At 29.8% G+C, this 12,902-nt stretch carries 14 protein-coding genes; 2 read left to right on the top strand and 12 right to left on the bottom strand.

Annotation, left to right across the window (positions count from 1 at the left end; all coding sequences use genetic code 11):
• Positions 1–25: 25 nt before the first annotated feature.
• Complete coding sequence (locus tag CSPA_RS03450) at positions 26–619, bottom strand: TetR/AcrR family transcriptional regulator (protein WP_015390815.1); 594 nt, start codon at positions 617–619, stop codon at positions 26–28.
• Positions 620–818: 199 nt separating this feature from the next.
• Between CSPA_RS03450 and CSPA_RS03445 the strand changes: the two genes are divergently transcribed.
• Both CSPA_RS03445 and CSPA_RS03440 read left to right on the top strand, forming a co-directional pair.
• A complete protein-coding gene (locus CSPA_RS03445) occupies positions 819–1,331 on the top strand; it encodes a flavodoxin family protein (RefSeq protein ID WP_015390814.1) in 513 nt (170 codons plus the stop codon).
• A 13-nt stretch (positions 1,332–1,344) separates the two neighbouring features.
• The gene (locus tag CSPA_RS03440; RefSeq protein WP_015390813.1) at positions 1,345–1,992 is read left to right on the top strand and encodes a hypothetical protein; all 648 of its coding nucleotides are present in this window, start codon (positions 1,345–1,347) and stop codon (positions 1,990–1,992) included.
• Positions 1,993–2,165: 173 nt separating this feature from the next.
• Here the strand turns inward: CSPA_RS03440 and CSPA_RS03435 are convergent, their stop codons facing one another.
• The 11 genes from CSPA_RS03435 to CSPA_RS03385 form a co-directional block, all read right to left on the bottom strand.
• On the bottom strand, positions 2,166–3,878 hold the full coding sequence (locus CSPA_RS03435; RefSeq protein WP_015390812.1) for a methyl-accepting chemotaxis protein: 1,713 nt from the start codon (positions 3,876–3,878) through the stop codon (positions 2,166–2,168).
• Positions 3,879–4,459: 581 nt separating this feature from the next.
• Positions 4,460–4,894, bottom strand: a complete 435-nt coding sequence (locus CSPA_RS03430) for an MOSC domain-containing protein (protein ID WP_015390811.1) — start codon at positions 4,892–4,894, stop codon at positions 4,460–4,462.
• Between the two features lie 58 nt (positions 4,895–4,952).
• Positions 4,953–5,912 carry a GTP 3',8-cyclase MoaA gene (moaA, locus tag CSPA_RS03425; RefSeq protein ID WP_015390810.1) on the bottom strand — a complete coding sequence of 320 codons (960 nt, stop codon included), beginning with the start codon at positions 5,910–5,912 and terminating at the stop codon, positions 4,953–4,955.
• Positions 5,913–5,916: 4 nt separating this feature from the next.
• A complete protein-coding gene (locus CSPA_RS03420) occupies positions 5,917–7,242 on the bottom strand; it encodes a DVU_1553 family AMP-dependent CoA ligase (protein WP_015390809.1) in 1,326 nt (441 codons plus the stop codon).
• A gap of 45 nt (positions 7,243–7,287) precedes the next feature.
• The gene (locus CSPA_RS03415) at positions 7,288–7,893 is read right to left on the bottom strand and encodes a histidine phosphatase family protein (RefSeq protein ID WP_015390808.1); all 606 of its coding nucleotides are present in this window, start codon (positions 7,891–7,893) and stop codon (positions 7,288–7,290) included.
• A 6-nt stretch (positions 7,894–7,899) separates the two neighbouring features.
• Complete coding sequence (locus CSPA_RS03410; RefSeq protein WP_015390807.1) at positions 7,900–8,997, bottom strand: DVU_1551 family NTP transferase; 1,098 nt, start codon at positions 8,995–8,997, stop codon at positions 7,900–7,902.
• Positions 8,994–10,022: an XdhC family aldehyde oxidoreductase maturation factor gene (locus CSPA_RS03405; protein WP_015390806.1), complete on the bottom strand. Its 1,029-nt coding sequence runs from the start codon at positions 10,020–10,022 to the stop codon at positions 8,994–8,996. Before CSPA_RS03405 ends, CSPA_RS03410 begins: the two co-directional genes overlap by 4 nt.
• A gap of 176 nt (positions 10,023–10,198) precedes the next feature.
• Entirely contained in the window at positions 10,199–11,512 is a 1,314-nt protein-coding gene (gene trsS / locus CSPA_RS03400; RefSeq protein WP_015390805.1) for a radical SAM (seleno)protein TrsS, read from the bottom strand.
• Positions 11,513–11,525: 13 nt separating this feature from the next.
• Complete coding sequence (locus tag CSPA_RS03395) at positions 11,526–11,966, bottom strand: DVU_1555 family C-GCAxxG-C-C protein (protein ID WP_015390804.1); 441 nt, start codon at positions 11,964–11,966, stop codon at positions 11,526–11,528.
• A gap of 14 nt (positions 11,967–11,980) precedes the next feature.
• Positions 11,981–12,694: a DVU_1556 family methyltransferase gene (gene trsM, locus CSPA_RS03390; protein WP_015390803.1), complete on the bottom strand. Its 714-nt coding sequence runs from the start codon at positions 12,692–12,694 to the stop codon at positions 11,981–11,983.
• Positions 12,691–12,900: a DVU_1557 family redox protein gene (locus CSPA_RS03385; protein WP_015390802.1), complete on the bottom strand. Its 210-nt coding sequence runs from the start codon at positions 12,898–12,900 to the stop codon at positions 12,691–12,693. Before CSPA_RS03385 ends, trsM begins: the two co-directional genes overlap by 4 nt.
• Between the last annotated feature and the right edge of the window lie 2 nt (positions 12,901–12,902).

Raw genomic sequence — 12,902 nt, 5'->3', positions numbered from 1 at the left:
GATTTATTATCTATAAATTTTCTAATCAAAACTTAAGATTATTTCTTAGTATATTTTCAACTAATTCAATATAATTTCCTTCATATACAAATGTCTTATATGCTAGCATAGTGGAAAGACCATGCACCATTGACCACATAGCAATTATATTTTGCACATACTCCTGCTCTTTTACATCAATACTTCTTAGAAAATCAACAGCACATTCTTTAAATACATTAAATGATCTATAGTCTACATTATTTAATTTATTTTCTTCAACAACAATATTAGAATCTGATTTTTTAAAAAAAGCAAATTGTAAATAATCTGGATTCTCAACCATAAACAAAACATATCTCTTTCCTAAAGCTATAAGTCTTTCATATGGGTCATCCTTATAATTTTCAACTATCTCACTTAACGAGCTTTGAAAATTATTAAAAACATATTCTGATATTGCATCAATCAATTCTTCTTTATTTTTAAAATGTTTATAAGGTGCAGCATGACTTACATTGCACAAAGCTGCTACTTTTCTGATAGAAAATTTGTCAGCACCTTCTTCATTATATAATTTCAATCCCATTTTTATTAAACTTTCCTTTAAGTCTCCATGGTGATATTTCTCACTCTCCATATTAATTCCTCTTTTCTAAAAATCTATTGTTTATTTTTAATATCGTTAATTTATTAACCTAATAGTTATTTTACAAATATAGTACCATATCATGTTGACACTGTAAACTTAAAGTGATATTCTAATTATAAGTTTACACCGTAAACTTATATGAATTTTGCACCTCATTTTTTAATATAAATTACAAAGGAGATTTTTTATGCTATTAATTCATGATTTAAATGCCCATGATTCAAAAGAAATTATACCTTTATTACCTTCAAATTCTAAAATCCTTTCAAAAGAATCAGACAATATCAAAGGATGTCTCGGTTGTTTTAATTGTTGGACAAAAACCCCTGGTAAGTGCATAATAAATGATTCCTATACTGAAATGCCTAAATATATTTTAGAAGAAAAGACTTTCATAATTATTACCCAAATAAAATATGGTTGTTATACCGCCTATGTAAAAAATGTTATAGATAGGTCAATAGGAATTTTGCTCCCATTTTTTCAAAATGTTAATGGAGAGCTGCATCATCTTCCTCGCTATGATAATTCTAACCTCAAATTTATAGTTATCGGTTATGGTAATGATGCAACTTCTATGGAGGAACAGACCTTTAAAGCATTAGTTAAAGGAAATGCTATTAATCTTTGTATTCCTAACCACGAATGCTATGTAATTAAAGATATCTCAGATGCCAAAGAAATAATAAAAAATTTATAGGAGGGTTTGGTCTATGATTAATTTGTGTTTTATAAATGGAAGTCCAAAAAAAGAAAAAAGTAATTCTAGTTATCTAATAAAGGAACTTTCTAACCTTTTAAATAGTACTACTCAAACAAAAGAGTATTTTATTAATAATATTATGAAAGATGATTCTTTAATTGAAGAGATTATATTATGTAATAAGATAGTATTTGTTTCTCCATTATATGCTGATTGTTTTCCAAGTGCTATGTTAGACTTCATGTCTAGATTTGAAGATATTCTTAATAAAAAAAATACACCTAAAATTGACATGTATTGCATAGTTAACTGTGGTTTTTTAGAGGGGACTCAAAATAGAATCGCAATTGATATTATGAAAAATTACTGTAAAAAATTAGGTTTTAATTGGCGTTTCGGTATAGGAATTGGTGGTGGCGAATTTATGGGTAGCTCCAAAGATATGCCTATAAATTCTCGTTTAAAAAAGCCTGTATATAATGCATTTTTGACTATGAAAGAAGATATTGAAAATATTTCTAAATCTCATATTGACAACTTACTTATAAGCCCTAAAATTCCCAAATTTTTATTTAAGTTTGCTGCAAATATTAGTTGGAAATCTCAAGCAAAAAGTAATAATTTAAATCCTAAAGAATTATATAAACAAATATATTAAAATTCAAGTAAATAAGATTATTTATCTAAATTTAAATAATAACCAGCTTTTTTATTCATTACCTATGATAAAATAAATATAGATTGCTTCAAATGTTATTCCATTTGAAGCAATCTATATTTCACAAATACTATAAAAGATAAAAAACTAACACGTAATTTAACTATATAACTCTATATTTTAAAACTTAAAACTAATTGAGTTAATTTTTCTGCTCTTTCAGCTTGTTCTTGAGATACTATGGCAACTTGTTCAATTGCTTTATTAGTTTCATTTATGCCTACTTTAATTTCTTCTGAATTATCTTTAGTTTTTTTCATATTTTCTGCAATAGTCTGTATAACTGCTGAAATTTCTTCTGTAGATGCATTTAGCTCTTCAGACATTGATGCGATATTTTGTGATAAGTCACTGATAAATACTGCATCATTTTCATATTTTTCTCCTGTATTAATCAACAAGTCATAATCTTTTCTCACACTATTATCTATATAAAATAATATATCTTTTGAATTATCAGATAAATTATTAAATGCACCTTGAACATTTGAAACTACGTTTTGAATATTCTTAACATAATCCGATGATTGCTCTGCAAGTACTTTTACTTCATTTGCAACAACTGCAAAGCCTTTTCCTTGATCTCCAGCTCTTGCAGCTTCAATGTTAGCATTTAGTGCAAGTAAATTTGTTTGTTCAGCTATTGCAGCAATTGATTGAGCAATCGTTCCAATTTCATTAACTATCTTTCCTTGTTCTATAGCCTTAAGTATATTTTGTTGTTTTTCATCATATAATTTATCAGCACTCTTCTTAGAATTAAAACCATTTTCTTTTATATTAGTTGCTCTCTCTTTGATCTCAATAGATTGTTGACTACTTTCAGTAGAGTTCGAAGCTAATTGACCTATTCCTAAATTAACTTCTCCCATAGTTAAAGATAACTCTTCAGTAATCGCATTTACTCCTTGAATATTTTGAACTATACCTGATGTATTCCTATCTATATTTTGAAAATTTGTTGACATTTCTTCCAAGGTTGCAGATAATTCTTCGCTGGATGCTGTCACCCCTTGTGCTTGAATTATGATATTCTCAACTACAGCTTTCATTTTTTCTTTTGCAAAATTTAGTGCTGTAATAACTTTTCCTAGTTCATCCTTATTTTTACTTTCAATAGAATATGTTAAATCCCCATTGCCTAAGGCCTCTGCAAATAATAATACTTTCTTCATTATATTTGATATGTATAAAGATAAAAGTAAACCTATAGCAATTGCAAGCGCAATACCAACAACTAAAATAGCAAGCATTATATTGATAGTAATTTTGTAATCTTCTGCATTTCTTTCATTTACTTGTTTTGCTGAGTTTTGATTGGCTTCAATCAATTCATTTAATTTCTTAAACATATTGTCTTTATCTATAAACATATTTTCCCGATTTTTAATAGCTTCACTGTAATTCCCATCATTTAATGAGTCTGTAACAGTCTTCCGCGTACTTTTATATTTTTCTAGGAGAGAACTAAAATCATCAAATATTTTTTTTGAATCGTCTGTCATATTTGTTTTCTTATATTCTTCAATGTAATTCTTTATAGATACTTGGTCTTCGTCAATAACCTTTACTGCTTCTTTAGTTTTTGCAGGGTCATTATCCATAATTGCTCCTTGAACTACAAATAGTTCATCTAATAAATTCTCCTTAATTGAATGTAAATAATCAATACTCTGTAAACTATTGGAGTATATATTATTTGCTCCCTTTTCAATATTTCCCATTCCAAAACTTCCAAATATTCCAGTTACTGCTATTAATGAAGCAATAACTATAAATCCTGCTAATAATTTTATTTTAATAGACAAATTTCTTATGCCTTGCATATTACATCCCCCTCTTCATGGATATTTATTCTAAGTATACTGGGCATTTTTGATATTCCTGTGACAATAGTCTAAATAAACCATAAACTTTTTGTTAAGTTTATGTTACAAATAATTCATTTTATAAACATAATAAAAAGCAATACTAGGTTTTAAAACTTTCCTAATACTGCTTCTTAGCAATCTTTACTTTAATTCACATTTATATATAAGTTCTAGTTAAGAATATACATTAACTAATATTATTATCGATATCCAAATTAATAATTCAATTTATAAATGTAATATATATGCATTATTGAGAAATTATAATCGTAACACTACACTAGAAATCAGATACATTTTTCTGGAAGCAGGCATGTGAAATTGAGCTAATGATGGTTCTTAATGGGGGCTTGTTTTATTTACAGCTTGTCCAGATTTTACATCTGGAACACGCTGAAATTACGACAAGCCGCCATTTAGAACCTTCCAGCGAAAATTTCACTAGTCCTGTGGAAGATAAATGTATCTGATTTAGGTAATTGTTGCATAAGTCTAATTTTCGATTTGGATATCTTTATCTATAAAATTTTTTATACTTAACTAATTACTGCAATATTATCTCCAGTGTTAATATAACCTTCCTCCAATACCTTAGCAAATACTCCTTCTTTAGGCATTATGCATTCACCTACTAATTTTTTTATTTCACAGTCAGAATGACATTCCTTGCCTATCTGTGTAACTTCCAAAAGAACATCTCCAATTTTTAGCTTTGTTCCTATAGGAAGCTCATATAAAGTTATTCCCTCTGTTGTAATATTTTCTGCAAATTCTCCTGTAGATAATTTTTCTATTCCAATTGCTTTCATTTTCTTTATACTCTCTATTGCAAGCAAGCTTACTTGTCTATGCCAATTTCCTGCATGGGCATCTCCTTCAAGGCCATGGTTAACTTTAAATAAACCTTTTTCTATTGGATTTTTAATAGCCCCCTTTTCTTTACTAATATTAATTGCTACAACTTTACTCATTATAAATTCTTCCTTTCTAATATCCCTAATTTTATTTTAAATTTTTTAATAATATTTTTTATCCTCCTATCTGATACATCATCTTTTCAGTTCTACTTGTCCTTTCTTCTTCAAGATGATGCTCTAGTGGTTTATTAATTATTGCTGATTTCAATTTAGTCATAAGCAGCTCTTCACTACTTAAATATTCTCGAAGATTTACCTCCTCTTTTGAATGAAGACATGGCTTAATAGTTCCTATGGAAGTAAGTCTTATTTTATTACAATCTGCACAAAACTTGCAGCTTATTGGGCTAATAAATCCTATTTTTCCTTTTGAACCTTGAATCTTATATAATTGAGCAGTTGTTCCTCTTCTATTTTCTATTGGAATAAGCTCTGAATGTTCTCTAATAATTTCTTCAAAATTCACTTTGCTATCCTCATATAATTTAATACTTTCACCAATTGGCATAAGCTCAATAAATCTTACTTCAACTGGCATTTCTCTAGCTAAATTCAAAAAATCTTCAAATTCAGTATCATTGATGCCCTTCATTAAAACTGTATTGATTTTTATAGGCTTTATTCCAAGTTTTAAACACTTATGTATACTTTCTAGTACTTTATCTAAATTGCCTATTCTTGTAATCATCTTAAATTTATCTTTATCCAAGGTATCTAAGCTTATGTTTACTCTTTTAAGACCAGCCTTTTTTAAGTCTTCTGCCATATCTGCTAACAATATTCCATTTGTAGTTATTGCAATATCTTCTATGCCTTTTAGTTTCGAAGTTTCATAAATTAATTTATCTATATCTTTCATTACTAAGGGTTCTCCACCTGTATATCTTACCTTTTTTATACCAAGTGAAGCAGAAGCCTTTACAATTTTTAAAATGTCTTCAAAACGCAGAATATCATCATGTTCTAAACTTTCTACTCCTGCTTCTGGCATGCAATAGATACACCTTAAATTACATCTGTCAGTTACTGATACTCTTAAGTAATTTATATTTCTTCCTTGCTTGTCCCTCATAAAATCACCTCCAATTTAGTAATTTTCTTTTCTTCATCCCATTGCTTATATCAATATTATCTATAGTTTCAGTAAATTTTATTGAAATATTCTCGGTCTTAATTAGTGGACCTAAATATTTGTCATTCTCAAATATTTCTTCAATATTCTTATAATTTATAGGAATATCCTTATTCACAGGCATAATGCTCAAATTTAATGTTATAAATTTATCCTTTTCAATTACGACTTTATAATCAAGCAAATTATCAATTTTAAACATAATTTCATCAAGCATTCCTATAGAAATAAAACGTCCCTCTTTAAAGTTTATATTTTCATCAACTCTTCCTGTTACATAATCTAATCTTTTAAACACATAATTACAAAGACAATCATTCTTTAAGAATCTAGCCATATCTCCCGTTTTATATCTTATAAGAGGCATACCTTCTCTTTTAAAAGTTGTAATAACAACTTCACCATAACTACCTTCTGTTACCTCTTCCCCTGTTAATGGATCTATAATCTCAGTATATATATCTACATCACGCATATGGTAACCATTTAATGCACTGCATTCTACGCCCCCTCCATATCCCATTTCAGTCATACCATAATGCGTAAAGACTGGACAGTTAAAGGCTTTATGCACTTCCTCGCAAATTGCTCTTGGAACATAATCTGCACTCAATAAAACGCTTTTAAGCTTTAAATTCTTATATTTTGGATTACTGCTCTTAAGTTTTGCAAGATAAAATACTTGAACAGGAATTCCTACAATACAATCAATTTGATTTACTTTTATTGTTTTCAATGCATCTTCTGTATCAAAAACCGGACCGTATATTATTCCTTCACAACCTGCAGCATCAAGTCCTTGTTTTAAAAGATCTCCTATACTTGAAGGACTACTTCCTGGCATTAAAATCATTACACGCTGACCTGGTTTCACTAAATTCAGCATTCCATATCTAAAAAATTCTTTAGTCCTTAGAAGATCATTTTCAGTAAAGAAAATTCTTTTAGAAATTCCTGTTGTACCTGATGAATTTATTGTTACAATTCTAGATATCTCCTCAAGGTTTGTACACAAAAAACTCTTAGGGTTATCACTTAAAGCTTTTGGAGTTGTAAAAGGAAGCTTTTTAAAATCCTCAAAATCTTTGATATCTTCACTTCTAATATACTTTAATACTTCTCCATAGTACTTGCTTTTCTTAGCTACATCTATTGTTTTTCTAATTTCCTTTATTTGATATTGCTTTAAGATTTCAGAGTTGACATCTTTTCCACCAGTTTCTTCTAAGATTATATCTTCCATCCACTTTTCATACATAGTTTTACTCATTTTCTACTCTCCAATAATTAAATCCTTACCTTCAGTCTAGTCAGTTTAGCAAGTCACATTCTTAAGATTTATACCTTCGACAACAAAATTGTAATTGTCAAACGTTATTATATTAATTCCTCCATAACTTTGCTTTATATCAAAAATCTCTTTTAAATCTTTATTTAATAAATTACAAAGTAACGCTCTTATAAATCCTGAATGACTACAAATAGCAATATTGCCAGTCGTTGAACAAATTATTTCCTTAAACACAGCTATCGCCCTCATCTGACATTGGATAAATGACTCACCATTACTAGGTATAAAGCTTGATATATTTTCACCTCTATTTATATAATCTTCAGCATACTTACTTTTAACCTCCTCAAAGGTTAATCCATCCCAAATACCCATATTAATTTCCCTAAGTTCTCTTAAATAGGTTACTTCTCTTTCTGGGAATACGAGCTTTATAGTATCCTTACACCTTATTAAATCACTACTAAAAATACTTTTTATTTCCATTTTATTTTCTTTAAAAATATCACCTAAGCGCATTGCTTGATATTTGCCTTCACTAGAAAGGTTGCAATCTATATGACCTAAATATCTTTTTTCTTTTCCAAATTCAGTTTCTCCATGTCTTAAAAGATAAATATAACGTTTCATGGATTCTTACCTCAAGTTCTCCAAACTTGTTCCTAATACTTCCTCAATGTCTTCTTTTATTTTCTTAGCTTGTTCATATCTTCTATTAACATGCTTTAAGATTTCAGGTTCATTTTTATATTTTTCAAAAGCATTTTCAAACCTCTCACTTAAAGTGATATATTGAGTGCCCTTTATTAACTTATCAGAAATATATACTATTTCCTTTTCACTTATTTCTCCAACACTCTTCAATTCAATATGTTCATCAATAATTTTACTCAAACATTCATATCCGAAATTTGCAACAATTCTAGCACCTTCTTGTGCATGTCCTTTTTTCCCCTTAGCCACATCATGAAGCAATGCACCAGCTACAACAGCATTTACATTTAAGTTATAACCTTTTTCATTAAGCAATACAGCTATTCTTTTTGAAAGTTCACTAACTGCCTTCATATGCTCAATCGCATCTTTCTTAACATTACATAATCTTAATATTTCCATGCATTCCTCGTAATCTGGAAAGGGTTCTCTTACTACATGCTCTAAAAGTATCTTTAAATCACTTTGCGTATCCATGTCCAATAAAATGCCTCTATCTACTACTTCTTCAAACTGCCACTTTTCCTTATGAATATTTAAAATATCACGTAATCCACCTGCTGGCTTTTGAGTTAATATTTCTTTTACTAAAGAACACGATATTAAAGTAGGATGCCCTTTTTCATCATTAAATGTAGGAAATAAAATCCCATCATCTAATTTTTCATACCTTTCAAGCAACATTTTTATCGTATGCTCTTTCACGGAAGGAATATCTACAGGCAATAGAAAAAATGCATTTGTATCTTCTGAAACGGCTTCTACTCCAGCTTGTACCGATAAAAACATTCCTTTACTATATTGATTGTTTATTATGTTTTTAATCCCAACCTTTAAAAAATCTTGAACTCTACCATTTTGATACCCTGTAACAACAATAATATTATTAATTCCACAATTTTTAAAAAGATTTATACATCTTTCAATTGGGGTTATCCCATTGAAATCCATAATAGGCTTAAGCTCTCCCATTCTAGAAGAATAGCCAGCTGCCAAAATTATAGCTGAATATTTTTTCATAGCATTCTCTCTCTTCTCACTTTTATAAGCTCTGCTGCAATACTTACAGAAATCTCTTCTGGCGTTTCTGCACCAATTTCTAAGCCTATTGGGTTATGTACCTTATTAAAATCTTCAACAGTAAATCCCTCTTCTTTTAGAACTTCATAAACAATATTACGTTTTCTCCTACTTCCTATCATTCCAATATAATATGCTTCTGTCCTTAAAGCTTGTTTTAAGCAAGTCAAATCAAACAAATGCCCACTTGTTACTATTACAATATAGCTATCCTTATCTATTGGAAGTTTATCAAAACATCCTTCAAAAGAATTAGGAACAATTATATCATCAGTACTAGGGAATCTTTCAGTATTTGCAAATTCAGCTCTATAGTCAACTACAGTCACTAAAAAGTCTATTTTTTTAGCTAACTCTGCAAGTTTTTGAGATACATGACCTGCGCCAAAAATATATAATCTTCCTAAATTACATATAGGTTCAATAAGGACTACTGAATCGTTTTCCTTAATAAGCAGTAAATCTCTATAACGTACTTCCTCTGAATACTTTTTAATTTCATCCTCTTCTATATGCTCCGAAGAAAAAATAACTTGTCCATCTTTATATATATAATTTATATTATTTCCATCATTAAAAAATTTTCTAATAATAAATGCCTTTTCTCCATTCTTAAAACAGTTAACCACTTTCTCATATAACTGGAGCTTTTGAGCATCTACATATTCCATCAATATTCTGACATCACCGCCACAAGCCATTCCAATTCCCTTATTTTCTGTTTCCTGCAGTTTATATTCTTTTAACACTGTTTCTTTTGTATTAAATAATTCTATTCCATGTTGAATGACTAATGCCTCAACTTTGCCGCCTCCAACAGTTCCTAAAATAGAACCATCTTTTTTGATTATCATTCGTGCGCCAGTTGTTCTTGGTGCTGAACCTTGGCTATCAAAAATAGAAGCTAAAATAAAACTCTCATTATTCTTCAATAGTTCTAATCTTTCTTCATAGAATTCTTTCATTATGCTGCCCTCCTAACATTTCGCTAAGTGATTTTGCAGAAAATTCAGTATATTACAAATACATCTTACCACTATAATAAAAACCTTTCAATATTTCATATTCCATAAACTATCCATAGAAGTTCATAAATGCTATTTTCTACAATATATTTCAAGAAATATTTAATTAATTAAGCTTACCTATATAACTTCTTTTGATTAACAGCTGTAATATTATAAGCACAAAATGGTATTAAATTTCCTTCTTTGCTAACAACGTGAATACAGCAATCTTTCAACCTTTCAATATCAAGATTCCAAGCATCTTGAAAGGCCATGCCAGATATACTAAAAAATCCATTTTTTATTTTTTGAGCTAATTCTTCAAAAGAATTTTTCTTAGGAGTATATCTATTCATTTTAACGCCTGACCAATTTCTCTCTACAAATTTAACTGCTTTATGAGAACCCTCTTTACCATCTTCTACTCCACAGCAATTATTCTTTTTACTCACGGCAATCAACTTATTATCAACATATGCATAATTTGCATGAAATGAACATCTTGCATTTTCACAGCCTGATGGACCAAAATCAGAAAGCTTTATTTTGTTATTGCTTTGTTCTACTATGCTGCTCATTACTTCTGGCATTGTAATTCTATCAGCATCTTCAGGAATTTTTGGTATCCTTCCAAAATAACTTACTGGTTGGAAATGTACTCCTCTCACGGTTGGTGCATTTTCAAGTCCAAACTCAATAAGCTTCCAAAGACTTTTATCATTTATATTAGGAACTACTGTACATACGAGTATTACACCAATGCCTAACTTTGCACTATTTTCTATTACTTTTAATTTTTCTTCTATTATGTTCCTTCCTCTAAGCTTTTCTATTTCTGCTCCATTTAAATCATCAAACTGTAAAAAAATAGATTTGAGCCCTGCTTCTTTTAGTTTTTTGAAGTAATTATAATCAGTAAGCTTAATCCCATTTGTATTTATTTGAACAAAATTAAAGCCTTTATTTGAAGCCATAGAAATGACTTCATGAAGATCCTCTCTCACTGTTGGCTCTCCACCAGATATTTGAAGATTATATGGCCCACCAGCTTCAATTATTCTTTCATACCACATTTCTATAGTCTCTAATTTAGGATCGGGTTCACTTCCATTAGCATCTGCAAAACAAAATTCACAGTTTAAATTACATCTTGAAGTTACTTCTATTAAAACTGTACATGTATGCTGACTATGCTCTCTGCAAAGCCCGCAGTCATGTGGACATCCTTTTGAAACCTCAGTAAAAGGTGACTTAGGATATGCTGGCGTTTTAAGCCTTATCCAAGTTTCATAATTTGGTTCTCCTCTCCAAATTACAGCTTCAAACTTTCCGTGTTCTTCACACTCTTTGGTTAAATATAAATTTCTATCTCTTTTTATTATCTTTGCTTCAACAGTTTTTAAACATACTGGACAAATGCTTTGAGTCTCTCTTATAACATTAGTCATCTCTTTTATCCTCTCATTCTAAATAGCCATAATTTTTTAAAATCTCATCAATTTTGTTGTAGCACTTTTGCATGGTGTTCCCACATTTTACTGGATATGCTTCACTTTCGTTAATGTCATTGAGAACATCTACAGTTATTAAATCAATGCATTCTGTATATTCAAATTCATCTTCAAACCATTGAACAAATTCTTGAATCATTTTCTTTAAATTATCATCTCTAACTTCAGTGTCCAATCCTTTACCGGCATAAAGCCCAAGTAAGCATGCTCCTCCAGTTATTATTCCACAGGTTCTTCCTGTATTCCCAACACCTGCACAAAGGCCGGCCATAGCCTTCACTAATGGCACATTTTCAAGGCCATTCTTTTCAAAATACATTATTATAAGTATTTGACTACAACAATATCCAGAACTAGCTAGTTTAAACATTTTAAATGCATCTACACCCATTTATAATCCTCCCATCATCTTTTTCTTGCTATAAGTAAAAAATATCCTGGTTTACATAGAGTAAGTTTTTTTTGAAAATCACCACAGCTGCTACAAGTTGCAACTTCCCAAAATGTTGACATCGATCCATATTTAAAAATTATTTTCACCATAAGTTGTTTAAGTAAATCTGTCCAATCTTCAAAACCTATGATTTCAAAATCTGCTTCAATAACAGCTTTTTTCAGTATCTCTATATCGAACAAGCCTCTCATGCAGCTATTAATATTATAGTTTTCAACTTCTTCCAAATATTCTGGTCTTCTAGCATAAACATCTGAAATAGCGAAGTAACCACCAGCTTTAAGTACTCTACTACTCTCTTTTATTGTCTTTTTAAAATCTTCCATTAATGACATAGTGCATTCAGCCATAACACCATTAAAAAACTCATTATTATGTGGCAGCTCTTCTCCTCTTCCAAGTTCTATATTATGATCTCCATATTTTTCTCTGCCTAGCTCCAATAATTTTAAGGAAGGATCAACTCCAAAAGTTTCTAAACCATAGACCCTTTTAACTCTCTCTACAGTTACTCCCATTCCGCAGCCAATATCAAGTATTTTATCTCCAGCTTTAAAATTGCATAGCTCAATTGTCCTATCAGTAAGAAACATTCCTCCTGGTCTTAAGGTGTCTCCTGTTACGCCTCTCATATCTTCATTTTCATATATGGAACAACTTCTCATTTGTCCTCCAGGCTTTTTTCTACTTCAAGCATTTGACCAGCAGCAAGTTCTTCTGTAATAAGTACATTTTTACAAACAGGACATTCTAATAATTCTATTTCGAAATTACCCCCAAGATACTCAGCCTTAACCGGACCTTCTTCGAGAGGATTTCCACACTTTGAGCATAACCATTTATTATTTTTTTCGCTATTATCTTGTTTCATAG

Source organism: Clostridium saccharoperbutylacetonicum N1-4(HMT) (genome assembly GCF_000340885.1).
Taxonomy (GTDB): Bacteria; Bacillota; Clostridia; order Clostridiales; family Clostridiaceae; genus Clostridium; species Clostridium saccharoperbutylacetonicum.
The sequence above is the reverse complement of the archived record's forward strand: the minus strand, read 5'-3'. Positions and strand labels throughout refer to the sequence as shown.

Coding starts and splice junctions, on each gene's coding strand:
- CSPA_RS03415 (WP_015390808.1), bottom strand. CDS start 7,893: ATGAAACGTTATATTTATCTTTTAAGACATGGAGAAACTGAATTTGGA.
- CSPA_RS03435 (WP_015390812.1), bottom strand. CDS start 3,878: ATGCAAGGCATAAGAAATTTGTCTATTAAAATAAAATTATTAGCAGGA.
- CSPA_RS03450 (WP_015390815.1), bottom strand. CDS start 619: ATGGAGAGTGAGAAATATCACCATGGAGACTTAAAGGAAAGTTTAATA.
- trsM (WP_015390803.1), bottom strand. CDS start 12,694: ATGAGAAGTTGTTCCATATATGAAAATGAAGATATGAGAGGCGTAACA.
- CSPA_RS03405 (WP_015390806.1), bottom strand. CDS start 10,022: ATGAAAGAATTCTATGAAGAAAGATTAGAACTATTGAAGAATAATGAG.
- moaA (WP_015390810.1), bottom strand. CDS start 5,912: ATGAGGGACAAGCAAGGAAGAAATATAAATTACTTAAGAGTATCAGTA.
- CSPA_RS03430 (WP_015390811.1), bottom strand. CDS start 4,894: ATGAGTAAAGTTGTAGCAATTAATATTAGTAAAGAAAAGGGGGCTATT.
- CSPA_RS03440 (WP_015390813.1), top strand. CDS start 1,345: ATGATTAATTTGTGTTTTATAAATGGAAGTCCAAAAAAAGAAAAAAGT.
- CSPA_RS03445 (WP_015390814.1), top strand. CDS start 819: ATGCTATTAATTCATGATTTAAATGCCCATGATTCAAAAGAAATTATA.
- CSPA_RS03385 (WP_015390802.1), bottom strand. CDS start 12,900: ATGAAACAAGATAATAGCGAAAAAAATAATAAATGGTTATGCTCAAAG.
- CSPA_RS03395 (WP_015390804.1), bottom strand. CDS start 11,966: ATGGGTGTAGATGCATTTAAAATGTTTAAACTAGCTAGTTCTGGATAT.
- trsS (WP_015390805.1), bottom strand. CDS start 11,512: ATGACTAATGTTATAAGAGAGACTCAAAGCATTTGTCCAGTATGTTTA.
- CSPA_RS03420 (WP_015390809.1), bottom strand. CDS start 7,242: ATGAGTAAAACTATGTATGAAAAGTGGATGGAAGATATAATCTTAGAA.
- CSPA_RS03410 (WP_015390807.1), bottom strand. CDS start 8,997: ATGAAAAAATATTCAGCTATAATTTTGGCAGCTGGCTATTCTTCTAGA.